This window comes from Acinetobacter sp. YH12102 (assembly GCF_013419125.1).
Taxonomy (GTDB): domain Bacteria; phylum Pseudomonadota; class Gammaproteobacteria; order Pseudomonadales; family Moraxellaceae; genus Acinetobacter; species Acinetobacter pseudolwoffii.
Window position 1 is genome coordinate 347918 of sequence record NZ_VPAS01000001.1, and the last position, 25299, is coordinate 373216.

The following is a 25299-nucleotide window of genomic DNA, read 5'->3' on the forward strand; positions in this document are numbered from 1 at the left end:
GTGTATTCAATGTTCACTCATCCCAATAAATCGTCATGTGTAACTTTTAATTAATTGGCTTCTTATCTGCTTGTTGGGCTTTAAGCTGTTGTTGCAGCTGGGCCAGACGCGCATTTAATAATTGAATTCTGTGATCCTTCTGATTGAGTGCCAATTCTAATTCGGTTACGTTTCTCTGTAATTTAACGGTTTTTTCTCGGGCTGTCATAACTTTTAATGACAATTCCTTCGATGTTTGATTGTGTTCTGTGTTCTGGTTTGCAGAAAGCTGTCCGGAATCGTGCTGGTTCTCAGCAACCAGACTCATTTCAGCCTGATTCAGACGGTATTTAGTTTTGGTAGCAGGCTGAGAAGGTGCCTGTGTCTGCTTGGCGGCGGTGACTTTGATCGGAGCAGTTACACTACTCATCATAGCTAAATTCAGTGCTGCACCTTTGCGTAAACGATTGGCATTTCCTCCGATAAAGGCATGTTCATTGTTTTGCTTGATTTGCTGCATCACTTCATTAACCGGACGTTGCTGTTCTGCTGCAATTCGTGATGCGATTCCCCACAGCGACTCATTGGACTGAACCATATAAGTGGGTTGAGCTTGGGCTGAGGCACTCTTGGCTGGTGTAACTTTTGTTGTAATTGGAGCTGGGGTCTGTACAGGAGGAGTTGAGCCAGCCGATTTTCTGGCCTGTTCCTCGGCAAATTTCTTGACCAATGGATCGCTGGAAGCGCTTTGATGTTCAGAACCAGTCTCAGCCGGTTTTTGCATAGATACTTTATTTTGCTCTGGAGAAACATGATCTGCTGATAACTTGCTCGCTGGCGTATTTGCAGATACAGACTGTGCCGGCGTTGGTTTTACTGTAACAACAGGCGAGGATGGAATCGGCTGCGAAGTATGATGCGTTGAATCTGAAGTGGCCGATGCTGGAGTTTTAACCGTAGTTTGAGTATTGGCAGCAGTTACAGACTCGCTTTTAATTGTAGGAGCGATAGATTGCGCCGGAATCGATGGTGCTGCTGGCGCGAGTGTAGCTTGAGGAATTGAACTGCTAGACAATGTCGGCGGACTAACATGTTGCACAGCCAGCGGCTTTTCTAAAACCGGTTGCTTATTTGAAGTGGCTGGAGAGCTGTTGTAATGGGTAGTCACTGGCAGGTTTAAAGCAATATCTTTTTCACTGACCATGACAACTGGCGCAAGTGGGCGTTCATTCTGTTTTAGACTAGCTTTTAATAAATCGGTTTTCGCTTGCAAAGGCGTGCGGATATGTTGCAAACGTGCAGCATTGCCTTCCTTAATTTTGACAATGATATTCAGTTCCCGATCGGTTATTGGTCGAGACGATGTAATGGTAATGACTCCGGTGCCATTACTACTACGCCGGGTGAAAAAGTTCAGATGACCAGGCGGTTGATGTGATGCACCCATCGAGATTAAATCTTCAGGCGAAGCCAGACTCACCTCAATCGGTAAATTCATATCAGATTGTCGAAAGGTCATTTCAGCATAGAGTAACTCTCCAGGTGCAGACTGGATCTGAACCGGATCTACGTTAATCGCATAAATATTCTGTGAAGCAACAATGGCTAAAATGGCAAGCTTTAATTTGTTATATACAGTCATCTTAATTGTGAGCTCAGTCATTATCGCATAGCGAAAATTATAGATTAACGGGATGTTTCTTTTTTGTAAAATACTTACGCAATAGTTACATAAAAAAGCCGATCAATAAAGATCGGCTTTTTGTTTTATATCCATCTCGGGATATTAAACGTTTTTATAATCAATCAGGATGCGCAGCATACGGCGTAATGGTTCAGCAGCGCCCCAAAGCAATTGGTCACCGACAGTGAATGCACCCAAGTATTCTTTACCCATGTTGAGCTTGCGCAGACGACCCACTGGAACCGATAACGTACCTGTCACTGCAACTGGAGTCAGGTTAGTCATCGAGGCTTCACGGGTATTCGGAACCACTTTAGACCAGTCATTGGCACGTGCAATGATGTCTTCGATTTCATCCAGAGGCACGTCTTTACGCAGTTTTAGCGTCAATGCCTGAGAGTGGCAACGCATGGCACCAATACGCACACAGTGACCATCAATCGGCACGATCTGCTGGTTGCCCAGAATCTTGTTGGTTTCAACCTGGCCTTTCCACTCTTCTTTCGACTGGCCGCTTTCCAGTTGCTTGTCGATATAAGGAATCAGTGAACCGGCCAAAGGCACACCGAAGTTGCTGGATGGGAAGCCTTCACCGCGTTGTAATTCAGCAATTCTCGAATCGATATCCAGAATTGGAGAGCGTGGATCATCGAGTAATTCTTTGGTGTTATTGTATAAATAACCCATACCGCTGATCAGTTCACGCATGTTTTGCGCACCCGCACCAGACGCTGCCTGATAGGTCATAGACGTTGCCCATTCCACCAGATTGTTCTGGAACAGACCACCTAGACCCATCAACATCAAGGAAACCGTACAGTTACCGCCAACAAAAGTTTTGGTGCCTTTTACCAAACCGTCTTTGATCACATGCATATTGACCGGATCAAGTACGATGATGGCTTCATCATCCATACGTAAGGTCGATGCTGCATCAATCCAGTAACCATTCCAGCCTTCAGCTTTCAGTTTCGGGAAAACCTCAGAGGTATAGTCGCCACCTTGACAGGTAATAATGACATCCATCTGCTTCAGACTGTTAATATCTGATGCATCCATAAGTGCTGGGGCAGTCTTACCACCAAATGCTGGCGCTTCACCGCCTGCATTACTGGTAGAGAAATAAAATGGCTCAAAATGAGCAAAATCATTCTCTTCAACCATACGTTGCATTAGGACGGAACCGACCATCCCGCGCCAACCGACCAGACCTACTCTCATGTCACTTTGCCTCGGTGCGTTAAAAATTCTAAAGGGATTCGAGTGTATCAAAAAGGGACTCAACTGCAAGTGCTACACAATCAAAACATCAATATTCTTGAGCGAAATATCTGCTTTATGATACATACAAAATTGATAACGTCATTTTTCTTTCAGAAAAAATAATAACTTAATTAAGAGCACGCTTTATGATATGGGTTATCCAAATTGTGGCAATCATTGTCATTTGGTTAAGTTTCTGGTCACTGATCCCACGCGATGAATGGTGGATTCGAGGTGCGGATTTTCCACGCTTACAAATTCTGGTCTTGGGCTTTATTGCCTTTGTGCTGTTTTTGGTGGTGGAGCATCCCTGGACTGTCTTGAATCAGCTGATTTTTGTGGCCCTGATTGCGGCTTTGGCTTATCAGCTAAAAATGGTATTGCCCTATACCTTTATCTGGAAAAAACAGGTCAAGCAGGTCAAACAGGATCAACTGGATCCGCAGCGGCAAATCTCCCTGATTGTTTCGAACGTACTGACCACCAATACTCAATATCATCGACTGATTGAACAGATCCAGACCCATCAGCCAGACTTGGTGTTAACGCTGGAAACGGATCAAACCTGGCAAAATGAACTGTCGGTGATTGAAGCAGATTATCCTTATCGTGTGCCTGTGCCTTTGGATAACCTGTATGGCATGCACCTGTATAGTAAACTGGAACTTCGCAATACCCAGGTCAAGTTTATTTTAAGCGACGAGATTCCGTCCATTCATACCACAGTGATTTTAGGCTCAGGACAGCCGGTGCAGCTGTACTGCCTGCACCCGAAACCACCGAGCCCAACTGAAGCCAAGGATTCTACTTTACGTGATGCGGAATTGTTAATTGTCGGGGATCAGATCAAAGATTTAGATGAAAGTTGCATCGTCATGGGGGATCTGAATGATGTGGCCTGGTCTCGTACTACGCGGCTGTTTCAGCGCATTAGCGGACTGCTGGATCCACGCGTCGGACGTCATTATGTAAACACCTTTCATGCAGATTATCCTTTTTTTCGCTGGTCGCTCGATCACGTATTTCACAGTACCGATTTTGCTCTGGTCCATATGGAGCGTCTGCCCCATATCGGTTCTGATCATTTTCCGGTTTTTCTGGTTTTACAAACCGGTCGGGTCTTTGAGCATATTCAGGAAGAATTGGAGCAAACCGATGAAGATGAGCAGGAAGCACAAGAGGCCATAGAAGAGGGGATTCAGAAAGCAGAGAAAGAGGAAAAAATAGTGACCGATGAAATTGCCATGGCTTATAAAGATGGCGGCAAAATCTCTTAACTTTTTAAGAGAAAAGTGTAAGAGATTGCTTACATCAGTTTGCGCTTCTTGCGGATGGGCAATCATGAGCAATCCAGGTATTCTAGGTTTATCAGCACAGGGAGTCGAGAAAGGATATTCTCATAAGGAAGACGAAGCTGAATGAAAACATCATGGATATGATGCTGAAAGGGAAATCACAAAAAATAGAACCAATTATAATAGATGAAAGCACAACCTCATTAACCCGGGTTTTACAGGATGTAGAACTCGGGTTAAATTATTTTTAGGATGAATTTTTTTAAATATTTAATTGATTATTAAAGATAATTTTAGGTTTAAAGCTATATTTTTACAGTGCAGAATGGAAAATGTTATTGCCAGTGATGACTCAGTGAATGGATCAGAAATACTTCAGCTCTATCGTGCCAATCCATGGTCTACTGCCGAAAACCACAACATTTATTACAGGCTTTACAACATTCGCATGGTCTGGTCACTGCACGTATAAATGGTCAGCTGGTCGGACTGGCGAATGCGATTTCAGATGGCTCTCTGGGGATGTATTTCCCCCATTTATTGGTTGGTCTAGACTGGCAATGACAAGGCATTGGTCGGCGGATCATGCAAAGTATGCTGCAATATTATTCAGGATTTCATCAGCAGATTTTAGTGGCCGATCAGCAGACAATAGGAATTTTATCAGGCTTTAGGCTTCACACGTGCGGGACTAACGGAAGCTATGTAGATCTATCAAGGTACAGATCATGAGCAGGATTTTAAACTATAGGAGCTGTAGCGATTTAAAGTCCGGGATCAAACAGATTTAGTAAATTTCCTTATAACCCTCCGGGCGAGTTTTAAAACGGCGGTGGAACCACATATATTGGGTCGGTGCGATGCGTAGCTGCTGTTCAATTATCAGATTCACGCGAGTAGCATCTTCGACTTCATTCTCACTAGGAAAATTCTCCAGTGCCGGTTCAATCAGTACATGGTAGCGTGGATTTTTGATATCGCCATGACGATAGAAATATAAAGGAATCGCGGCAGCTTTGGTCATTTTTAACAAACGACGGTGCGCGGTGACGGTTGCCGCCGGTACACTAAAGAAAGGTGCCATCACCCCTTGTTTTAAACCATAATCCTGATCCGGACTGTACCAGATTGCATGGCCTTTTTTCAGATTACGTACCAGACCGCGCATATCATCATGATCAATCTGATGGGCATAAATCGTGGCGCGACAACGGTAAATCAGCATGTCCAAAAGTGGATTATTCTGTGGGCGATACACCACATCCGGTTCAAAATATTGTGCACACAGATATCCACCAGCATCCAGTAAGGTCGAATGCGTGCCTAGTAACAGCATACCCCGGCCTTCGGCTTGAGCATTCTGAATATGTTCCAGTCCTTCAATACTGACGCGATCCTGAAACCATTTCGGACTGTACCAGGCATTTAAGGTTTCAAAAACCCCCAGCATTTGATCGATAAAAACCTGACGCGCATTGTCCTGTATTTGCTCGGCAGACCATTCAGGAAAACAGACTTCCAGATTGCGCAGTGTGGTGTCGCGACGTGAGGGCAGATACTTAAAAGACAGATGGCCCAGCAGATAGGCCAGACGATACTGAATGGCCCATGGTAAAATCGCCAAAATCATCAGGAAAATAATACCCAGCCAATTGCCCCAGTATCGAGGTAACAGGAATGACCATTGAAATTCGCCGGGTTGATATGCAGGCTGGGTACTCATAGAACAATATAGGGCTAAAAGATTAAGTGCAGTCTAACAGAGAAGATTCTTGAAATAAAAAAAGCATCTGTACGAATACAGATGCTTGAGCAAATACTCGTGGAATATTTAGCCGTTGCTAAGGTTATCCAGCTCTTCCCAACGTTCTAATTTTTCCAGTAACAGTTCATCAATTTCTGATAAACGCTGAGACAGTTGCATGGCTTTATCGGAATCACTGACAAATAAAGAGCCATCAGCCAGTTGTGTATTGATCTCGGCTTGCTCTTTTTCCAGCGCTTCCATTTCAGCCGGAAGTTGCTCGAGCGCGCGTTGATCTTTGTAGCTGAGTTTGACTTTTTTGGCAGCAACGGGTGCGGCTTCAGCTTTGGCCATGGCTTTTTTCACGGCACTTTTTTGATCGACCACGGTTTGATCCGGACGCTGTTCAAGATAATCCTGATAACCACCGACATATTCGTCGATATTGCCTTTACCATCAAAGACCCAAGTTGAGGTCACCACGTTGTCCATAAAGGCACGGTCATGCGAGATCAATAACAAGGTGCCTTTGTAGCCACCGAGCATTTCTTCCAGTAACTCTAGGGTCACCATATCCAGATCGTTGGTTGGTTCATCCATCACAATCAGATTCGATGGTTTGAGTAACAGTTTCGCCAGCAAGATACGGTTGCGTTCACCACCAGACAACGCTTTGACTGGGGTACGTGCACGTTCTGGCGAGAACAGGAAGTCTTGTAAATAGCTATAGATATGACGACGGTTACCATTCACATCCACGTGGTCAGAGCCTTCAGAAACGTTATCTTTGACCGACTTTTCCAGATCCAGTGCATTACGCAGTTGGTCGAAATAGGCTACTTCCAGCTGTGTACCGGTTTTCACCGTGCCGCCATGCTCCAGCTCGCCCAGAATGGCTTTAATCAGTGTGGTTTTACCGACACCGTTATCACCGACCAGACCGATACGGTCACCGCGTAAAACCAGTGCCGAGAAGTTGTTAATGATCGGTGCATTGTCACCGAATTTCACACTCAGGTTCTCAATCTCAAAGACCAGTTTGCCGGAACGGTTGGCATCCTGAGTCGCCATCGCCACTTTACCTTGTTGCGAACGGCGCGCTTTGGATTCTTCACGCAGTGCTTTTAGAGCGCGAACACGACCTTCGTTACGGGTACGGCGTGCTTTGATGCCCTGACGGATCCAGACTTCTTCTTCAGCCAGCTTTTTATCAAACAGCGCATTCTGCTTTTCTTCAGCTTCCATTTGCATGGCTTTGAGTTCTAAGTAACGTGAATAGTTACCTTCATAACTGCGCAATTGACCACGATCCAGTTCCACAATACGGGTGGCGATGCTATCAACAAAGGCACGGTCATGCGAAATGAATAACAGAGTTAAATTGTTTTGATCGAGCAGGAATTTTTCCAGCCACTCGATACTTTCAACATCTAAATGGTTGGTCGGTTCATCCAGTAATAAGACATCTGGCTGAGTCAGCAAGGCACGTGCCAATAGGACACGACGCTTACGACCACCCGACAAATCGGCAAGATCTGCATCTGGGTCCAGCCCCATTTTGCTTAAAATCGAATTGACCTTGGTTTCCAGCGCCCAGCCATCGAGCTGGTCCATTTTGTGTTGCAGATTGCCCATGCGGTCACAAGCGTCCATATCGCCCAGCACACAGGCTTCACTGGCTGCATGGTAGGCACGCAAAACTTCCGACGCTTCACCGGCACCGTCAGCCACGATATCCGCCACTCGGCCTGAGTCCATCGGTACATCTTGCGCCAGCATCGAAATCGTGATGCCATTTTGTAATGAAACTTCGCCGCTATCCGGCAGTAAACTTCCTTCAATCAGCTTAAGTAAGGTAGACTTACCCTCACCATTACGGCCAATCAAACACACTCGTTCGCCGCGCTCCAAGTTAAAATTCGCGCCGTTGAGCAGGGCGGGTCCACCAAACGCAAGTTGGACATCCCTAAGGGTAATATAGGCCATAATGTTTCCTGAAATCCCCAATGAGGACTTTAAATGACTAAACAACAAAATCTAAATGATCAGGCGTCATTTTCCGCACCCATTGAAGATTTGCAAGTGCGAATTGCATTTTTAGACGATTTAGTTGAACAGTTGAATGATCAGGTGGCTAAACAGACTCTGGAAATTGCCGATCTGAAAAAGCAAATGAGCCTGTTATATCAACGTGTTGAGTCCTCAGACCGCTCTGAAGGAATTGCGGATTTTGATCCAGTTGCTGATCGTCCGCCACATTATTAATTTGCAAGCAATCATTTAATAAAACCCTTATATTTGATAAGGGTTTTTTATTGCAGCTGCTATTTCACCGATGATTCGATTCATTTAATCAGCTCTCAGCCTGGAATCTAGCGATTTCTGACCTGCTTGCAGCAAGATCAAATATGTAATCTTCCACTCGGTTGGAATCTGGTAAATCCGCTGCAACCCGAATATTCACCATGAAATTATTTGACCTTTCACTCACTTCCTACTCTAATACTGGCTTTCAGGTACATTTCAGAAGCTTGTCCCATGCATCCAAAAGTTGTTCTACTCGACCTCGAAAATAATTTTCCGACGGCCAAGTTACTGCGTGAAATTGTGACGCATTATTCCAGCCTGTATCTGTTTAATTGTGCCGGAACATTTGAATTTTCATTAGAAGATTTAACCGAGCTGGCCGGCTGGATTGCGAGTGGACAGATCATCATTCTGGATACACCTGAATCGCCCCAGAAAGAATATGAATATGCGGTCATTGTCGGTCAGCTGATGGCGTTGTTGGAGCCGGAAACCGAAGTCGAGTTGATCTCGGCGATGGACAGCAGCGAGATGTTGCAGCAGATGCTGCAAGCCTCTGATATTAAATGTAGCCTGATTCAGATTCAGCCCGATGAAGTCTCTATTCCAGCAGAGCATGTTAAAAATTACCTGCCTAGTCTGGAGGCGATCCGCAACAAACCGGCCTTGCAACTGGTGAAAAAGTACTGTGATGCTCTAGGGAAAATGAGTGGTAAGCCAAATACCTTGGAAACCTTAAAAAATTCAGTTGCCAATATTCTGCACGTCATGCCCGTGAAGGCCCAGCATGTGGTCGGCATGCTGATTAACCTGAAAATCGTCAAACGCTATGATGAGCAGATCAGCTTCCGTAAAAAAGTCCTGAAACAGTGGCTACAGCTCAATCTGGATGAACAAGATCCGCTTGAAAATCCAAAACTGGATCAGGTCCTGTCCCGGCTCAAAGTGGATGATGCTCCAGTTGAAGCATTGCAAACTCCAATCCAGTCAGCCCAGCAAGACCTGTTTAAAAACTTTAACCGGATTGATCCAGTGCAACTGGAAGTCGCACGTAAACTGCGCGAACTTCAGGGCGACAAACCCAAGGATATTTATGAATTACGTGATTTGCTAGAGCAGCTCTTTCCTCAATCGGATATCCGTCTGCTGCTGAAAGAGCTAATTGAGAAGGGTTATATTTACTGGAATGGTCACGAAGTTTTATATAGTCATGAAATGTTCTTGAATTAATTTTATCGTGCAAACTTGCGTTTTATATTGTGCTTATGCAACTCTAATAATAGAACATAAAGGTTGAACTATGGAAAACACTGGAATTTGGGTAGCGGTGATCATCATCATTTTTGTCATGGGGTCAATTTTTGGCTTACGTGTCAGCCCAAGAGAAAAAGCGCTTGGCATCATGCGTGACAAAGCCCGCAAAATGGGTCTGCATCCACGTTTGGTGGTTGCACCCGACTGGACCAAAATTCCAAAGGCCACTGAAAGTCGTGCCAGTATGGTTGCGTACTACAGCGTACTCATGCCAGATGCGCGTTTACCCTTGATGCGTGCCCGTGTTGTCGATAATAAATTCGAAATTGTGCAGGGTGATGAGAAATTTAAAGATTTTCCCATTGCATTAAAAGGCATTTATGCTATTGATATGCAGGCCAACTGTGTCGGATTGTATTGGGATGAACATGCTGATTTAAGAGCAGCCCAACTCAACGATATCAAAGCACTATTACACGCTTTGGCTGAACTTTAATTTAGAAATAAACAGGATTAACGGTTAATTATGGCGAACGCTCCTCGGTCCACATCAAAAAGCAGCACAGCAAAGTCTCCCGACGCTGGAAGTAAGCGTGCCTTAGTGATTGTGGAGTCGCCTGCAAAAGCGAAAACAATCAATAAGTACCTTGGTCCAAACTACATCGTAAAATCATCGGTGGGTCATGTCCGTGACTTGCCAACAGGCGGCTCTGCCAAATCGACAGAGAAAAAGCCGGCGACACGCACCAAACTGACAGATGAACAGAAAGCTGAAAAATCACAGAATGCGTTGATTAACCGCATGGGTGTCGATCCGGAACATGACTGGAAAGCCAAATACGAAGTGCTTCCTGGCAAAGAACATGTGGTTGCCGAACTGAAAAAACTGGCAGCGCAAGTCGATGAAGTCTATCTGGCAACGGATATGGACAGGGAAGGGGAAGCGATTGCCTGGCATTTAAAAGAAGTGATTGGCGGCGATGAGTCACGTTATCAACGTGTGGTCTTCAACGAAATTACCAAAAATGCCATTCAGGAAGCCTTTAAGCATCCTTCACGTCTGGACACCAATAAAGTCAATGCCCAGCAGGCACGCCGTTTTCTGGACCGCGTGGTCGGCTTCATGATTTCACCACTCTTGTGGGAAAAGATTGCCCGTGGCCTGTCAGCCGGCCGTGTACAGTCGGTTGCGGTGAAACTGGTGGTTGAACGCGAACGTGAAATTCGGGCCTTTATTCCTGAAGAATACTGGCAAGTGTTTGCTGATACCAAATCGAAAAAAGATGACATCCGTCTGGAAGCAGTCAAGCAAAATGGCAAGACTTTAAAGCTTCGTAATAAAGACGAAACGGATGCACTGTTAAACCTGATTAAAGATGCGGATTATACCGTTTCTGCCCGTGAAGATAAGCCAACCAAAGTCAATCCAAGCGCGCCCTATATCACATCGACGCTGCAACAGGCGGCCAGTACCCGTCTCGGTTTTTCTGTGAAGAAAACCATGATGCTGGCACAGCGCCTGTATGAAGCCGGTTTCATTACCTATATGCGTACCGACTCGACCTTCTTGAGTGATGACGCGGTAAGCATGGTCCGTGGCCATATCGAATCAGAATTTGGTGAGAAGTACCTGCCGGCCAAACCCAACCGCTATGGCAATAAAGCCGGCGCGCAAGAAGCGCATGAGGCAATCCGTCCATCTACTGTGAGTCTCAAAGGTGACAGTCTGATCGGTGTGGAGCGTGATGCACAGCGTCTCTATGACTTGATCTGGCGCCAGTTTGTGGCCTGTCAGATGACACCGGCTGAATACCTGTCTTCAACGATTTTAGTCAATGCCAATGGCGTAGAACTGAAAGCCAAAGGCCGGACGCTGGTCTTTGATGGTTTTACCCGGGTGCGTGGTGCCAACAAAGCGGATGACGATATTCTGTTACCGGCAGTGAAAGTCGGTGAAGTGCTGAAACTTGAGAAGCTTGATCCATCTCAACATTTCACCAAGCCACCAGCTCGTTTTACTGAAGCCTCACTGGTCAAAGAACTCGAGAAAAAAGGCATTGGCCGTCCATCGACCTATGCTGCAATTATCTCGACCATTCAGGATCGTGGTTATGTGAAGCTCGATAACCGTCGTCTCTTTGCCGAGAAGATGGGTGAGATCGTCACCGACCGTCTGGATGAAAACTTCAATAACCTGATGAACTACGCCTTTACTGCAGATCTTGAAGGTCAGCTGGATAAGGTGGCAGATGGTGAACGTAACTGGAAAGAGCTGTTAGACAGCTTCTACGGCGATTTCAAGCAGCGTTTGACTACGGCACAAGGCGAGAACGGTATGCGCCGTAATCAGCCAGTGGAAGTGGATGCGGTACATTGTAAAGAATGTGAGCGTCCAATGCAGATTCGTACCGGAACCACAGGCGTTTTCCTGGGCTGTTCTGGTTATAACCTGCCACCGAAAGAACGTTGCAAGGGAACCTTGAACCTGACCCCAGTCGAGTCTCTGGCTGCACTGTCTGATGATGATGCGGCCGAAACCGCTGACCTGATGTCGAAGAAACGTTGTCCGGTGTGTGAAACGGCAATGGACAGCTATGTGATTGATGGCGGTCGTAAACTGCATGTTTGTGGCAATAACCCGGACTGTGATGGTTATGAACTCGAAGAAGGAGAGTTCAAGATCAAAGGTTATGATGGCCCAACCATTCCATGCGACAAATGTGATGGCGAAATGCAGCTTAAAACGGGTCGTTTTGGTCCATACTTCGCCTGCAACAGTTGTGACAATACCCGTAAAGTATTAAAGAGTGGTCAGCCGGCACCTCCGCGTGTCGATCCGATCAAGATGGAACATTTGCGCTCGACCAAGCACGATGACTTCTTTGTGCTGCGTGATGGTGCGGCCGGTTTATTCTTGGCGGCCAGCAAGTTCCCGAAAGTGCGTGAAACACGGGCACCGAAAGTTGCCGAGATTCGCTCTGTGGCTGAACAGCTGGATCCGAAATATCAGTTTATCTTGCAAGCGCCTGATACAGATCCGGAAGGTAACCCAACTTTGGTGAAATTCAGTCGCAAGAACCAGTCGCAATATATTGGCTCTGAAAATGCGGAAGGCAAGCAAACTAAATGGTCTCTGGTTTACCAGGATGGAAAATGGGTTGAAGCCTAAATAAAGTTTAAACTTGAAAAAAATGCTGACGAAAGTCGGCATTTTTTATTTATGATGTGTCGATATTTTAAAAAAATAAATAAGGTTGCTTGGGGATATGTGGAAAAAGATTCGGATTCTGATTTTATTAAGTATTTTATTAATCGTTGCTGTAAATGCCTATCGTGATCAAAATCAGAACTGGTCAAAGCCGGTCATGGTTCTGTTGCATCCGATTAATGCAGATGGATTACCGACCACACAGCAATACATCCAGCAACTGTCAGTTCAGGATATAGAAACGGCAAGAGACTTTCTACAAAAATCAGCACAGCAATATCGTAATCAACCCACTTATTTTTATTTTAATTTGGGTCGTGAGCTTAAAGTTTTACCGCCTAAAGTCCCTGAGCAGGCCTCAATTTTCGATACTGTTGTATGGAGTTTAAAGTTTCGATTTTATGCCTGGAAACAGCAACAAAGTTCGGACCCTTCTGCCAGTCTGACCCTGTTTTTAAATTATTATGATCCGGCACAAACCCGGCAATTAAAGCATTCAACTGCCTTGCAAAAAGGCCGGATTGGTTCGGTCAACCTGTTTGCCTCTCAAAAGCAGTCTGAACAAAATAAAATTGTTTTGGTACATGAGTTACTGCATGCCTTTGGTGCCAGTGATAAATATGATCTGGCCACAGGTCAGCCGATTTATCCAATAGGTTATGCATTTCCAGATCAGCAACCTGTGTTCCCACAAGCCAAGGCAGAACTGATGGCAGGACATATCCCGCTGTCCGAAACCACGAGTAAAATGCCGGGATCTCTGGATCAGACCCTGATTAATGAGATCACAGCAATTGAGTTGGGCTGGAAATAAAGACTTGTAGATTCTCTTGGATTTATCCAGAATCTAGACTTTATTGATAGATAAAAATAACCATATGCCGCTTACTTTTGTTCTTGCTCCAGATTCCTTTAAAGAAAGTATGCGTGCTGAACAAGCCTGTCAGGCCATGCAGCGTGGCATTCAAAACGTGTTGCCTGATGCTTTGTGCATTCATGTTCCTATGGCGGATGGAGGGGAAGGCACGGTCGATACACTGATCTCAAGTTCAAAAGGACAGCGCATTCCCTGTGAAGTGACCGGGCCATTGCCTGATCAGCGCATCCAGACGTATTTTGGCGTAATTGATGCAGGAAAAACCGCAATCATTGAAATGGCCAAAGCCAATGGCATAGATCTGCTGGAAGCTGCAAGGCGTAATCCTCTGCTGACCTCAACCTGTGGCACAGGAGAAATGATCAAGTCTGCGCTCGATTTAGAGGCCAGTAAAATCATCATTGGCTTGGGTGGCAGTGTGACGAACGATGCCGGTGCGGGAATGGCACAGGCTTTAGGCGCTCGGTTTTTAGATGCCCAAGGATTAGAAATACAGGCTTGCGGTGGAAACCTGGATCAAATCATAGCAATTGATTTATCCGAACTGGATTCACGGCTGGCGGATATTGAAATTATCATTGCATCGGATGTGAATAATCCGCTGTGTGGACCCAATGGTGCTTCAGCGATCTTTGGCCCACAAAAAGGTGCGACACCGGAAATGGTCAAGCAACTGGATCAAAACCTCAGTCATTTTGCCGATCTGGTTGCTCGGCACATTGGACGTGATCATCGTCATGTTGCAGGTGCGGGTGCGGCAGGTGGACTCGGTTTTGGCTTAATGGCATTCACAGCTGCTTCTATTCGATCAGGTGTGGAACTCATCATTCAGCAGACAGATTTAGCCAATAAAATAGCTCAAGCCGATTATGTTCTGACCGGTGAAGGCAAGCTTGATCATCAAACTAAGTTAGGAAAAACACCATTTGGCGTGGCACAAGTAGCGCAAAAATTCAATAAACCGGTGCTTGCATTTGCTGGACTGGTGGGCGATGGGATTGAGTCACTATATGAGTCTGGATTTAGTCAGATTATCGGGATTAATCCACCAGATTGTAGCCGGGAAGAAGCCTTAAAAAATGCGGAAGTGAATCTGGAAAAAGCAGTGTCCAAAACAATTAAAAATATTGAGGAACAGCGTATTTAGTTTTCTTTTACAAGATCGTCATTGCTGCACAAGCTTTACGTAATAGCAGATAATAACGCATAAGCAGATCTTGCTTTTCATGGATGAGAAGCACTGCTTCGCAAGGTAACAGAAATCCTTTGCTGGATTGAGGGTATGTTCCTATATCTCAATCCAGCAGACGGCATCTATGCTGTCGACCCTATAGCAAACAAATCAAGAGATAAAATTTGCTGCTGTTTCAGGGCGGATGAAAAGCCATAATTATAAGAGCGATCTGCTAAACTACAGCCATCCACAAAACGATGAGTGAAAATGAGTTTAGCCAACCTGATTGATGAATTAAATCCCCAACAAAAGCAAGCAGCGACCACAGAAACAAAACATAGTCTGGTGCTGGCCGGGGCAGGTTGTGGCAAAACCAAGACCATCGTGGCACGTGCAGCTTACCTGATTGAGCAGGGTGTACCCGCCAACCAGATTCAGATTCTGACCTTTACCCGCCGTGCAGCCAGTGAAATTGTAGCGCGGGTGGAATTAGCCTTGGGGGATCAAGCCAAAGGTTTGCGTGCCTCGACTTTTCATACTTTCTGTATGTATCTGTTGCGCCGTATTCCGAAGGCCTTTGGTCTGGAACAGTTCTCGATTATTGATCGTGATGATCAGTTGATGATGTTCCGTCTGATTCGTGGCCGTGATGACAAAAAAAATCCCAATCATCTGCCCAAGCCACAAGAACTCTGCGATTTATATTCCTTTGCACGTAATACTCGGCAGAAGCTCAGTCTCGCGCTGGAAAAGCAGATGCCGGAATATCTGGCCTTAAAAGACCAGATTGCCGAGATTATGAAAGAGTACGAAGCACGTAAGCAGGCACGCAGCTTTCTGGATTATGACGATATTCTGGCAGTGGTGGCGACAGCTTTGGCACAATCAGAAGGTTTGGTCGATTATGTGGCGTCAATCTGTCGACATATGCTGGTCGATGAAATGCAGGATACCAATCCATTGCAATGGGCTTTGTTGGAGCCACTGAAAGACCGGATCAGCCTGTTTTGTGTCGGCGATGATGCCCAGTCGATTTATGGTTTCCGTGGCGCAGACTTTGAAAATATTCATCATTTCAAAGAACGGGTACCAGATGCGCAGATTTTTAAACTGGAAAAAAACTACCGCTCGACCCAGGAAATTCTGGATCTGTCCAACTGGCTGCTGGATCAGTCTGAAATCAAATATGACAAACGTCTGGAAGCTTATCGTGGCGAGGGCCTAAAGCCGCGCATGCATATATTTCCGAATGAGTTTGATGAAGCCAAATGGATCGCAATTGATATTAAAGAGCGTCATTATTTACAGGGCAGCAAATGGGGCGAACATATGGTACTGGTGCGTTCCAGTTTTGCCGCGCGGCATATTGAAGCAGCCTGTATCGCGGCCAATGTACCGTATCGATTTATTGGCGGTATGAAGCTGCTGGAAACGGCACATGTCAAAGATTTGCTCAGCATGCTGCGTGTGGTCGCCAATCCATTGGATGATATCGCCTGGATGCGTTTCTTAACCCTGTGGAATGGTGTCGGTGATGTCGGTGCCAGCAAGCTGTCACAGCAGCTATTGGCTGAACCAGAAATGGATCAGATTGCAAAGAAATTAGAACAGTTTGGCAAGATACCGCTAGAAACCATTCTGATCATGCAGCAGATGAATGTGCTCAAAGGGGAGGTACAAGCCTGTGTCAGTCTTGCGATTCAGGCGATTGAATCTCAACTGGCGGAAAACTATAAAAAGGACTGGCCACGTCGCCAAAGTGATTTTGAACTGGTTAAACAATTGGCCTCGAAGCATTCGCAGCTGAGTGAATTTTTAGAGGAATATGTACTGGATCCGGTGTCAATCTCGGAAATTGAACGTCAGTCGGATCATGATGTAGTGACCTTAATCACCATTCACTCGGCCAAAGGCACCGAACAGAATGTCTGTTATGTGGCCAATGTCACGCCGGGAAATTATCCGCATGCACGCGCCCAAGGCGACTTTGATGATGTTGAAGAAGAACGTCGTGTGCTGTATGTGGCGCTGACCCGAGCCAAAAATGAATTGATTCTAACCAAACAAAATCTGAATCACTGGGCGCGGGAAACGGTCGATGCGCAGGGACGTAAAGTCGCAAGTTATTTCTTGAATGATCTCACCCGGCATTTATGCACCACGGAAACCCATTACAAAACCCGGCAGCAGACCGTGAAAAGTGCCTTAATTGAACGTCAATCGATTAATTTAGATTTTGGCATTGATCTCGATTAAACTATAGCAAAGTTGTTGCATACAAAAAGTAGAGTAGGCGCGTGCTTTTTGATATTTTTTGCCTATCTTCTTAAGGTTATCAGATGAAAATTTTAGTTCGTAATTTAGAACGTACGGTCACAGAAGCCGAGTTGCTGAAGTTGTTCCAGGAATATGGCACAGTGAATACTTGTACTTTGGTGCTCGATGCGGCAACCGGGAAATCAAAAGGTTTTGCCTTTGTAGAAATGCCGCATGCACGTGAAGCCATCAAAGCCATTAAAGGCCTGAATACTTTGCGCTTGCACGGACATGGAATCCGGGTAAAACAAGCAGAAGATAAGCCCGAGGCTTAAACTGGAAAAGGAGCACTTGATATGCTCCTTTTTTATGGCTGAAATTTAACCTTGTTGTGCTCATGGTTGTACTCGTGCAGGCAGTTAGATTTTCTGGATTTCAGTACTGGATGGATTCAGTTTAAACATGTTTTGATTGCGAAATGAAAGCGAACCTTTTACTTTATAAAAGCCAAAATTTGTTTAAAACCTTAGGAAATATCAATGACCCGTGTTGCTCGCTATCATGCGGACCGTACCAATCAAAAACTGTATTTTGCCCGTCTTGCCTGCCAGCAGGCAGAGCAAACCCAGCATGTGCAACAGGCTCAGGCACAACGTGAGGCGACTGTATTTCATTTACATGGCGCTTTATTGGCATTTTTGCAGGAACTGGTGCGTTACTATCGCCTTAATGATGCCAATCCGACGCTGAAATCGATCGAAGAACTAATGGCAGCCAAAGGCCAGATTTCACCCGAAGTAGCCGTATTACAACACTTATCCAAGAGCGGTTTCATTGCTGAACTGAAACGTGCCTATCGTCTGTGCCAGTATGCGCCTGAACCGAGTACACCGGAACCCGAAGACGAAACCTCCTCAAATCTCATCATTAAAGTCACACAGTCTCCACAAGCATGGTTACCTGATCCTGCTATATTAAGAGAATGGCATCGTGACTTAACACAACTCATCGATGGTTTTCGCAATGAGATGATTGAATTTTAATCGGATCGACCGTACTTGAAATTAGAATTTTTAACCCTATATCAATTACTCTAATGATGCAAAGTGCACCCGGCTCTTTGCCACCATGTTGAACATGGAGGATATATGTCTATAGAACAGTTGAAAGACTTATTTGGTAATCAAGACGCGATTTTAGAACTCGTTCAACTTGAAGGTGGTGCCTTGGCTTTACGCAATGCAGGTTCGCATAAACAGCCTTTGGTCATGATTCAGTTTAATGACGAGGTGAAGGCTCTACTCGGAGAGCAGACGCCTGTGATTGCGCAGCAGATGATTCAGGCGGCCCTGTATGGCTTGCTGGAACAGCAGGTCAATGAATGGCAGGCTGAAGTCGTAGATGAAGAGCCGAAGTATATGAGTTAAGATTACAATGTATTCAAAAGCACACTATCGGTGTGCTTTTGATTTTAAAGGGTTGGGGAATAAGTTAGATTTTAAGTACGAGCTCAAGGTGAGTTTCAAGAAATGAAAACCTCGTTTCTTTGATTTTACTCCTGATGATTTGAAGTCAGCTTATTACAAAAAATCTTGTGATTATGCATAAAAAAAGTTGCCACATTGGGCAACTTTTTTTATGCAGAGAGATTAATGAGAAGGGGGATGCTGATGCGCAATTTCGATCTGGTTTAAAATATGATTACTCATATTTTTCGCCATTTCTTCTTTGGCATAATACACCGCGCCGATATTATCACGACGGATCGCTTCAGCTTCTTCCTTGCTTTCGGCACAGACCAATACCTGAATTTTCGGATTCAAGGTCTTGGCAATATCTACAATTTTATGAATATCGATGATATCCATAGGGGAAATGACCAGTAAGCGCGCATGTTGAATATGCGCCTGGATCAAAACACCGGCTTCAGTCGCAGCGCCTGAAACCGCGGCAATACCTTTTTCACGCAGATTTTCGACAATATCGCGGTTTTCTTCTGCAATAACCACCTTGATATTTTCTTCCATTAATGAGCGGGTAATACGACGACCCACTTCACCATGACCAATCAGCACCACCTGATCACGCAAGTAATCCTGTGAAACTTCATCGGGTAACATTGCCAATGGATCACCACTGCGTTCCAGTAAGCGTGCCAGGGTCGAGCGTTCCCGAATCCATTTTTGTACCGGTTCAATCGCGGAGAAGATAAAGGAATTAAGAGTGATCGAGATCAATGCACCCGCCAGAATCAGGTTTTGACCTTCTAGTGAAAGCAGATTCAGTGACACCCCAAGTGCTGCCAAAATAAATGAAAATTCACCAATCTGTGCCAGCGAAGCGCCAACAGTCAGCGCGGTATTGATTGGATAGCGGAAGAACAATACCAGTGCCATTGCTGCAAGAGTTTTACCAATCAGAATAATGCCGACGACTGTCAGCACATGGAGTGGCTGTTCCAGTAAAATACGCGGATCAAACAGCATGCCGACAGAAACAAAGAATAAGATTGAGAAGATTTCACGCAGCGGCAAGGTTTCTTGTTCCGCGCGATGACTGAAATCTGACTCTTTCACCACCATCCCGGCAAAGAAAGCCCCCAGCGCCATAGATACCCCAAAAACCTTATAGGCCCCAAAGGCAATCGAGATGGCCGCAGCGACCACAGTCAGGGTAAACAGCTCACGAGAACCCAGACGTGCCACGACTTGGATGATCATCGGCACCAGACGTTTACCAATAATCAGCATAAAGGCAATAAAGCCTGCGACTTTCAGCAGGGTAATGCCTAAAGTGGCCCAGATATTTTCATCGCTCGCACCTTCAAGTGCTTGTCCGCCTAGAAGTAAGGCAGTGGCCGGCAATAATACCAAGGCCAAGACCATGACCAGATCTTCGACCAAAAGCCAACCGACGGCAATCCGGCCATTAATTGAATCGAGCAGACCACGATCACCGAGTGCTTTGAGTAGAACCACCGTACTGGCACAGGATAGGCTTAAACCGAATACGAGCGCAGAGCCAAAGCTCCAGCCCCATAACATCGAGACTCCCACTCCGAGCAGAGTGGCGACTGCAATTTGCAAAATTGCACCGGGCAATGCAATCCGCCGCACCTGCATCAGATCACTTAGCGAGAAATGCATCCCGACCCCGAACATCAGGAACATGACACCTAATTCTGCCAGCTGGTTGGCCAGATGAATATCGCCGACCACACCGGGTGTATTGGGACTAATCAGAATGCCGGCCACCAGATAGCCGATAAGTGGAGGGAGGCGCAGACGTGCAGCGATATAGCCAAAAACCAGGGCTAAGCCAAAACCAACAGCCAATAATATAATGAGTTCTACGTCATGTGGCACTAAATACTCCTTTAGTTAGGTTTGCTGGGAAATAAGCACAAAAAGTGCCAAAACATGTAGAAAGTTTATCAAGTGGGGTAAAAAAAATGCAAAAAAAAACGACCTGAAAGGGTCGTTTTTTTTAAAAAGCCAAAATTATTTGATTTTAGCTTCTTTGAAGATTACGTGTTGACGGATTTTTGGATCAAATTTTTTGATTTCCATTTTTTCCGGCATAGTACGTTTGTTCTTAGTCGTGGTATAGAAATAACCTGTACCAGCTGAAGAAACTAAGCGAATTTTATCACGCATGGTTCAGACTCCTTAGATCTTTTGACCTTGAGCACGTAGGTCAGCAACAACCTTTTCAATGCCCAATTTGTCGATAATACGCATACCTTTAGTGGTTAAACGAAGACGTACAAAACGTTTTTCGCTTTCTAACCAGAAACGGTGGTGGTGCAGGTTCGGCTCGAACCGGCGTTTAGTTTTGTTGTTGGCGTGTGAGACGTTGTTACCAACGACTGGACGCTTGCCGGTAACTTGGCAAACCTTAGACATGGTGTAACTCCATTGATTTAGCCAACAGCAAATCTGTATGGCCAGTCAAAAATAAACGGATTGAAATCATTCAAGGGGCGTTTTATATCAAAAATGCGCTTAAAAGACAAGCGATTTTCGTCAAAACGCAGCACGAGCTATATCGATAGCTCATGCCTTGATCATTTAACGGAGAAGTGTCTTCGAAATCAGCTTGTGAATCGGTTTATTGAACGGCGGCAGAATGTATTTCAAGCTATACAGCTTTGGATTCGACATTACCGAGCGTTCATGCGACAAACTGAAGAAGCCTTCTGGACCGTGATATTTCCCCATACCTGATGCACCGACACCCCCAAATGGTAGATCGTCTTGTGCAACATGGGTTAATACCGTATTTTGCCCGAAATGCCCTGAATGGGTACGCTGTGCGACATAATCAGCACGCGCTTGATCAAAGTCGAAGTAGTATAAAGCAAGTGGGCGTGGACGGCTATTAATAAAGTCGATAACTTCATCAATTTGATCATATTCCATGATTGGCAGCAGTGGACCAAAGATTTCATGCTGCATGATCTGCATGCTTGGTGTGACATTGGTCACAATGGTGGGGGAAATTTTACGCAGATCAGCGGAATTTTCATGGCGCGGATTGATTTCAATAACATGAGCACCCTGTTCACGTGCATCATCCAGATAGCCTTGCAGACGGTTATATTGTTTGTCATTAATAATCGAGGTGTAATCCTGATTATGGGTGATATCCGGATACATGCTTTCGACACAGGCTTTAAAATGATCAATAAATTCTGCCGTCTTGCCACGAGGCAGGAACATATAGTCCGGTGCGACACAGGTTTGACCGGCATTCCAGAGTTTGCCCACCGCAATCCGCTGTGCGACATCACGCAGATCAATTGATGGATGTACCAGGACTGGAGACTTGCCCCCGAGTTCCAGAATCACCGGAACCAGATTTTCTGCTGCGGCTGCCATCACGGTTTTACCCACAGCAGTCGAGCCGGTAAAAATCATTTTGTCGAAGGCTAGACGACAGAAAGCATCTGAGATCACACCGCCACCATTGACCACTGCGACCAGCTCTTTCGGAAAGGCTTCTGCCAAGGCTTTTTCAAGCACTTCACCAAACGCAGCCGATGCACTAGAAATCTTGATCATGGCGTGGTTGCCGGCAGCCAATGCACAAATGAGCGGGCCAATGGACAGCAACAATGGATAGTTCCACGGTGCAATAATCCCAATCACGCCCAAAGGCTGATATTGCACCCAAGCTTTGGCCGGTTGATGAATAATGCCGACATGACGCTTGGAGGGTTTCATCCATCGGGTCAAGTTTTTGCTATAATATTTGATATGTTCCAGACAGGTGAGTAGTTCACCAATTTTGGTTTCCCCAATCGAGCGGTTACCATAATCCTGATTAATTGCCTCTGCAAATTGATCTTGATACTTAACTAAGATACGCTTAAGTCGAGCTAAACGATCGATACGTTCCTTTGCAGTCGGCAGAGGGTAGTGTAAGTAAGCGTGTTTTTGTTGCGCCAAGACTTCATTCAGATATTGGCTATCAAAAAAATGTGGTGTCATTGATGTTGTTTTTGTGTGACTGTTCATGCCGCACTACCATTATTCAAAAATCGATTAATTAATTTTTAGAGCAAATACTCTAATTAGTCAAGTGACTTTGTGTGTTAGCCTGCTAATGCATGAACTGAATGGTTATTTTAGGATGTCCCAAACCAAAACCTTAAAAACTAAAGAGCGTATCTTGCAGCTCAGTTTGCAGCTGTTTAACGAGCGTGGCGAACGATCGGTGACCACCAATCACATTGCGGCTGAACTCGGCATGAGCCCGGGTAACCTGTATTATCATTTCCGCAATAAAAATGAAATTATTAAAGAATTGATGGAACAGTACCAGCACCAGACCTTGGAAATGCTGGCACTGCCGGATGACCGTGCGCTGGATGCCAATGACAAGGTGCATTATTTTCAGGTACTGAGCAGCCAGTTATGGGCTTATCGTTTCCTGCATCGTGATGTCTATCATCTGGTGGAAAATAACGAAGATTTTCGCAAGATGTATCCACGCTTTGCCGGGCAGGTAATGCAACAGGGCCAGAAAATCTATAAGGGCTTTGTTAATGCAGGCCTGATGGACATGACCGATTCAGAGATTGAAGCACTGATTATTAACCTGTGGATTGTACTGACCAACTGGACCAACTTCCTGTATATGTCAGGTCATCTGACTGATTCCAATACTCTGGAAGAAAAATGGGTCTGGCAGGCACTCCGTCAAATGGTATTCCTGGAAGGGGCGTATTTACGTGGTGAAAGTCGTCAAACTTATGAAGGTTTATTGAATAGTTTGGGCTCTTCGGAACTTTTTGCCAGCCTGTCGTCGTCTAAAGATTCTGAATCTGAACAAACTATTCAGAATATCCAAGAAACGCGCTAGAATACTCGGCTTATTTTTTAATTTAACTGATTAGTGACTTAAACCAACATGAATATGACGACTGCTAACACCGCACGTTTATTGATTACTTGTGAAGACAAGCCGGGCATCGTGCAGGCTGTTTCGAGCTTCTTGTATCATCAAGGTGCCAACATTACTGCGCTTGACCAATATGCGACAGCAGCGCAGGGCGGACGTTACTTCATGCGCGTTGAATTTGAATTAGATAATCTTCAAAGTCGTAAAGAAAGTATTACCCAGACTTTTGCAGCGAATGTGGCGGAACGCTATGGCATGCAATGGCGTCTAGCTCTGGTCAGTGACGTGAAGAAAGTCGGTATTCTGGTGTCTAAAGTCGATCATGCCTTGCTTGAGCTGTTATGGCGTCATGCGCGTGGTGGTCTGCCTTGTGAAATTACCAAAGTAGTATCGAATCACGAGACTTTACGCGAAGCAGTTGAAAACTTTGGCATTCCATTCGAAGTCGTGCCGGTGACCAAAGACAACAAGCCTGAAGCTTATGCAGAAATCGACCAGTTGATGCAGGGCAATGACTTACTGGTGCTGGCGCGTTATATGCAGATTCTGGATGAAGAATTTGTCAGCAAGTGGGAAATGAAAGTGATCAATATTCACCATTCATTCCTGCCCGCATTTGTCGGTGCAAATCCGTATAAGCAGGCGCATGAAAAAGGTGTCAAGCTGATCGGTGCGACTGCACACTATGTTACTGCCGATCTGGATCAGGGTCCGATCATCGAGCAGGACGTAGAACGTGTCAATCATGACTTTACCGTTGAACAGTTGCGTGAACTCGGTCAGGATGTAGAACGTAATGTACTGGCACGTGCAGTGAAATGGCATCTGGAAGACCGTATTATTGTCGATGGCAATAAAACTGTAGTGTTCCAATAAAACTTGCATCCCTATTTAAAAAGGCATACTTTTAGTGTGCCTTTTTTTGTTTTGATGCAAAAAAAATCAGTGAAAGGTATGATTAGTAGTTGCAAATGAAAACACTTCTCATTTATTATTGGCGTACTTTAATTGTGCTAACCGATGAGCTTGATTGTTTGTTTCACATCATCTCCTCAAGGTAATAGATTTAATGAGTCAAGTTGCTGCTCCCATGCCACCTACACCGCCCAACAAGATGAAAAAGAAAGTCATCTCGATTCTGGCGGCCGTGTTCGTTGGACATGTGGGCCTATTGTGGGCAGTGAGCCAGATGGACGCACCAGAGCTTAAGCCTATAGAGAAAGAGCCGCTCAAAGTGCGCTTTGTGAAATTGCAGGAAGCACCAAAACCTTTACCGCCAAAGCCGAAGGCCGAGCCACAAAAAGAGCCGCCTAAGCCCAAAGAAGTCAAAATTGTAGATAAACCGCTGCCACCACCACCGAAAAAAGTTGAAAAAATAGAACAGGTGAAGAAGGCAGAAGCACCTAAAGTCGTGAAAGCACCACCCGTTGAAGCTAAACCAACCCCAAGTCCGGTGGTACCGACAGTGGTCACCGAAACCAAAGTGCAACCGGCACCAGCTCCAGTCGCGCCACCTGCGCCTGTAGCACCGCCAGCACCTGCTGCGCCGCCATCACCAAAAAGTGTCTCGATTGGGGGGGGGGTGAGCTGGCAGCGCGCACCGAAAGTTTCCTTGTCTTCAGGTGAGTTAAGAGCGACTTGTTCGATGGTAGTCGATGTGGCGGCAAATGAGCAGGGTAAAGTGGTTTCTGCGACTGCACGTAATTCGGATTGTAGCTCGGCAGTGAACCGTAAAGTTGAAGCAGCGGTACGCCGCGCGCAACTAACCAAATATGTGGAAAATGGTGTGGCTTATCCAACCCGGGTTGAGCAGCCTTTCGATTTTCAAATTACCAAATAACGGCTAACCCATT

At 45.4% G+C, this 25299-nt stretch carries 23 protein-coding genes; 15 read left to right on the forward strand and 8 right to left on the reverse strand.

The annotated features are described in order from the left end of the window. Positions 1–46: 46 nt before the first annotated feature. Positions 47–1642 carry a hypothetical protein gene (locus tag FTU42_RS01635; RefSeq protein WP_180082924.1) on the reverse strand — a complete coding sequence of 532 codons (1596 nt, stop codon included), beginning with the start codon at positions 1640–1642 and terminating at the stop codon, positions 47–49. Positions 1643–1765: 123 nt separating this feature from the next. Then, the gene (gene asd, locus FTU42_RS01640; protein ID WP_180082925.1) at positions 1766–2884 is read right to left on the reverse strand and encodes an aspartate-semialdehyde dehydrogenase; all 1119 of its coding nucleotides are present in this window, start codon (positions 2882–2884) and stop codon (positions 1766–1768) included. Positions 2885–3072: 188 nt separating this feature from the next. On the opposite strand from asd, the gene FTU42_RS01645 reads away from it, so the two are divergent. Both FTU42_RS01645 and FTU42_RS14820 read left to right on the forward strand, forming a co-directional pair. Continuing rightward, a complete protein-coding gene (locus FTU42_RS01645; RefSeq protein ID WP_100357555.1) occupies positions 3073–4203 on the forward strand; it encodes an endonuclease/exonuclease/phosphatase family protein in 1131 nt (376 codons plus the stop codon). 414 nt (positions 4204–4617) lie between these two features. Then, positions 4618–4785: a hypothetical protein gene (locus FTU42_RS14820; protein WP_257225537.1), complete on the forward strand. Its 168-nt coding sequence runs from the start codon at positions 4618–4620 to the stop codon at positions 4783–4785. 223 nt (positions 4786–5008) lie between these two features. Here the strand turns inward: FTU42_RS14820 and FTU42_RS01655 are convergent, their stop codons facing one another. Continuing rightward, positions 5009–5944, reverse strand: coding sequence for a lauroyl acyltransferase (locus FTU42_RS01655; protein WP_180082926.1), 936 nt, complete (start codon positions 5942–5944; stop codon positions 5009–5011). Between the two features lie 108 nt (positions 5945–6052). Next, positions 6053–7951, reverse strand: coding sequence for an ATP-binding cassette domain-containing protein (locus tag FTU42_RS01660; RefSeq protein WP_005095500.1), 1899 nt, complete (start codon positions 7949–7951; stop codon positions 6053–6055). 33 nt (positions 7952–7984) lie between these two features. Between FTU42_RS01660 and FTU42_RS01665 the strand changes: the two genes are divergently transcribed. The 10 genes from FTU42_RS01665 (at position 7985) to FTU42_RS01710 (ending at position 18468) form a co-directional block, all read left to right on the forward strand. Continuing rightward, positions 7985–8230, forward strand: a complete 246-nt coding sequence (locus FTU42_RS01665) for a SlyX family protein (protein WP_005095502.1) — start codon at positions 7985–7987, stop codon at positions 8228–8230. A 273-nt stretch (positions 8231–8503) separates the two neighbouring features. Next, a complete protein-coding gene (locus FTU42_RS01670; RefSeq protein WP_180082927.1) occupies positions 8504–9502 on the forward strand; it encodes a hypothetical protein in 999 nt (332 codons plus the stop codon). 70 nt (positions 9503–9572) lie between these two features. Further along, positions 9573–10022, forward strand: a complete 450-nt coding sequence (locus tag FTU42_RS01675) for an ammonium transporter (RefSeq protein WP_180082928.1) — start codon at positions 9573–9575, stop codon at positions 10020–10022. A gap of 30 nt (positions 10023–10052) precedes the next feature. Beyond that, a complete protein-coding gene (gene topA / locus FTU42_RS01680) occupies positions 10053–12695 on the forward strand; it encodes a type I DNA topoisomerase (RefSeq protein WP_180082929.1) in 2643 nt (880 codons plus the stop codon). 97 nt (positions 12696–12792) lie between these two features. Continuing rightward, positions 12793–13548, forward strand: coding sequence for a hypothetical protein (locus FTU42_RS01685; protein WP_180082930.1), 756 nt, complete (start codon positions 12793–12795; stop codon positions 13546–13548). Between the two features lie 64 nt (positions 13549–13612). Then, positions 13613–14758 carry a glycerate kinase gene (locus FTU42_RS01690; RefSeq protein ID WP_180082931.1) on the forward strand — a complete coding sequence of 382 codons (1146 nt, stop codon included), beginning with the start codon at positions 13613–13615 and terminating at the stop codon, positions 14756–14758. A gap of 294 nt (positions 14759–15052) precedes the next feature. Beyond that, positions 15053–17041, forward strand: a complete 1989-nt coding sequence (locus tag FTU42_RS01695) for an ATP-dependent helicase (RefSeq protein ID WP_180082932.1) — start codon at positions 15053–15055, stop codon at positions 17039–17041. 83 nt (positions 17042–17124) lie between these two features. Then, positions 17125–17376, forward strand: coding sequence for an RNA-binding protein (locus tag FTU42_RS01700; RefSeq protein WP_005095517.1), 252 nt, complete (start codon positions 17125–17127; stop codon positions 17374–17376). 204 nt (positions 17377–17580) lie between these two features. After that, positions 17581–18084: a DUF6586 family protein gene (locus tag FTU42_RS01705; RefSeq protein WP_005172799.1), complete on the forward strand. Its 504-nt coding sequence runs from the start codon at positions 17581–17583 to the stop codon at positions 18082–18084. A gap of 105 nt (positions 18085–18189) precedes the next feature. Then, positions 18190–18468: a hypothetical protein gene (locus FTU42_RS01710; protein WP_004278462.1), complete on the forward strand. Its 279-nt coding sequence runs from the start codon at positions 18190–18192 to the stop codon at positions 18466–18468. 222 nt (positions 18469–18690) lie between these two features. On the opposite strand, the gene FTU42_RS01715 is transcribed toward FTU42_RS01710, so the two are convergent. From FTU42_RS01715 to FTU42_RS01730, 4 genes are all read right to left on the reverse strand, one after another. Beyond that, positions 18691–20406, reverse strand: a complete 1716-nt coding sequence (locus tag FTU42_RS01715) for a cation:proton antiporter (protein ID WP_005172795.1) — start codon at positions 20404–20406, stop codon at positions 18691–18693. A 135-nt stretch (positions 20407–20541) separates the two neighbouring features. Then, complete coding sequence (gene rpmG / locus FTU42_RS01720) at positions 20542–20697, reverse strand: 50S ribosomal protein L33 (protein ID WP_001205031.1); 156 nt, start codon at positions 20695–20697, stop codon at positions 20542–20544. Between the two features lie 12 nt (positions 20698–20709). Beyond that, positions 20710–20946 carry a 50S ribosomal protein L28 gene (gene rpmB / locus FTU42_RS01725; protein ID WP_000048256.1) on the reverse strand — a complete coding sequence of 79 codons (237 nt, stop codon included), beginning with the start codon at positions 20944–20946 and terminating at the stop codon, positions 20710–20712. 165 nt (positions 20947–21111) lie between these two features. Continuing rightward, the gene (locus tag FTU42_RS01730; RefSeq protein WP_180082933.1) at positions 21112–22560 is read right to left on the reverse strand and encodes a coniferyl aldehyde dehydrogenase; all 1449 of its coding nucleotides are present in this window, start codon (positions 22558–22560) and stop codon (positions 21112–21114) included. Positions 22561–22675: 115 nt separating this feature from the next. Here FTU42_RS01730 and FTU42_RS01735 point away from each other — a divergent pair, with 115 nt between their 5' ends. The 3 genes from FTU42_RS01735 to FTU42_RS01745 all read left to right on the forward strand — a co-directional run bounded on the left by FTU42_RS01735 (position 22676) and on the right by FTU42_RS01745 (position 25286). Next, on the forward strand, positions 22676–23407 hold the full coding sequence (locus FTU42_RS01735) for a TetR/AcrR family transcriptional regulator (RefSeq protein ID WP_180082934.1): 732 nt from the start codon (positions 22676–22678) through the stop codon (positions 23405–23407). 48 nt (positions 23408–23455) lie between these two features. After that, positions 23456–24322 carry a formyltetrahydrofolate deformylase gene (purU, locus tag FTU42_RS01740; RefSeq protein WP_180082935.1) on the forward strand — a complete coding sequence of 289 codons (867 nt, stop codon included), beginning with the start codon at positions 23456–23458 and terminating at the stop codon, positions 24320–24322. Positions 24323–24515: 193 nt separating this feature from the next. Next, a complete protein-coding gene (locus FTU42_RS01745) occupies positions 24516–25286 on the forward strand; it encodes a TonB-dependent receptor (protein ID WP_180078112.1) in 771 nt (256 codons plus the stop codon). Positions 25287–25299 lie beyond the last annotated feature (13 nt).

Bases quoted from the DNA above. Each gene is read 5' to 3' on its own strand.
- FTU42_RS01655 (WP_180082926.1), bottom strand. From the start codon at position 5,944: ATGAGTACCCAGCCTGCATATCAACCCGGCGAATTTCAATGGTCATTC.
- FTU42_RS01730 (WP_180082933.1), bottom strand. From the start codon at position 22,560: ATGAACAGTCACACAAAAACAACATCAATGACACCACATTTTTTTGAT.
- FTU42_RS01670 (WP_180082927.1), top strand. From the start codon at position 8,504: ATGCATCCAAAAGTTGTTCTACTCGACCTCGAAAATAATTTTCCGACG.
- FTU42_RS01690 (WP_180082931.1), top strand. From the start codon at position 13,613: ATGCCGCTTACTTTTGTTCTTGCTCCAGATTCCTTTAAAGAAAGTATG.
- FTU42_RS01710 (WP_004278462.1), top strand. From the start codon at position 18,190: ATGTCTATAGAACAGTTGAAAGACTTATTTGGTAATCAAGACGCGATT.
- FTU42_RS01685 (WP_180082930.1), top strand. From the start codon at position 12,793: ATGTGGAAAAAGATTCGGATTCTGATTTTATTAAGTATTTTATTAATC.
- FTU42_RS01665 (WP_005095502.1), top strand. From the start codon at position 7,985: ATGACTAAACAACAAAATCTAAATGATCAGGCGTCATTTTCCGCACCC.
- purU (WP_180082935.1), top strand. From the start codon at position 23,456: ATGAATATGACGACTGCTAACACCGCACGTTTATTGATTACTTGTGAA.
- topA (WP_180082929.1), top strand. From the start codon at position 10,053: ATGGCGAACGCTCCTCGGTCCACATCAAAAAGCAGCACAGCAAAGTCT.
- FTU42_RS01700 (WP_005095517.1), top strand. From the start codon at position 17,125: ATGAAAATTTTAGTTCGTAATTTAGAACGTACGGTCACAGAAGCCGAG.
- FTU42_RS01635 (WP_180082924.1), bottom strand. From the start codon at position 1,642: ATGACTGAGCTCACAATTAAGATGACTGTATATAACAAATTAAAGCTT.
- FTU42_RS01645 (WP_100357555.1), top strand. From the start codon at position 3,073: ATGATATGGGTTATCCAAATTGTGGCAATCATTGTCATTTGGTTAAGT.
- FTU42_RS01745 (WP_180078112.1), top strand. From the start codon at position 24,516: ATGAGTCAAGTTGCTGCTCCCATGCCACCTACACCGCCCAACAAGATG.
- rpmB (WP_000048256.1), bottom strand. From the start codon at position 20,946: ATGTCTAAGGTTTGCCAAGTTACCGGCAAGCGTCCAGTCGTTGGTAAC.
- FTU42_RS01695 (WP_180082932.1), top strand. From the start codon at position 15,053: ATGAGTTTAGCCAACCTGATTGATGAATTAAATCCCCAACAAAAGCAA.
- FTU42_RS01660 (WP_005095500.1), bottom strand. From the start codon at position 7,951: ATGGCCTATATTACCCTTAGGGATGTCCAACTTGCGTTTGGTGGACCC.
- FTU42_RS01675 (WP_180082928.1), top strand. From the start codon at position 9,573: ATGGAAAACACTGGAATTTGGGTAGCGGTGATCATCATCATTTTTGTC.
- FTU42_RS01735 (WP_180082934.1), top strand. From the start codon at position 22,676: ATGTCCCAAACCAAAACCTTAAAAACTAAAGAGCGTATCTTGCAGCTC.
- FTU42_RS01705 (WP_005172799.1), top strand. From the start codon at position 17,581: ATGACCCGTGTTGCTCGCTATCATGCGGACCGTACCAATCAAAAACTG.
- asd (WP_180082925.1), bottom strand. From the start codon at position 2,884: ATGAGAGTAGGTCTGGTCGGTTGGCGCGGGATGGTCGGTTCCGTCCTA.
- rpmG (WP_001205031.1), bottom strand. From the start codon at position 20,697: ATGCGTGATAAAATTCGCTTAGTTTCTTCAGCTGGTACAGGTTATTTC.
- FTU42_RS14820 (WP_257225537.1), top strand. From the start codon at position 4,618: ATGGTCTACTGCCGAAAACCACAACATTTATTACAGGCTTTACAACAT.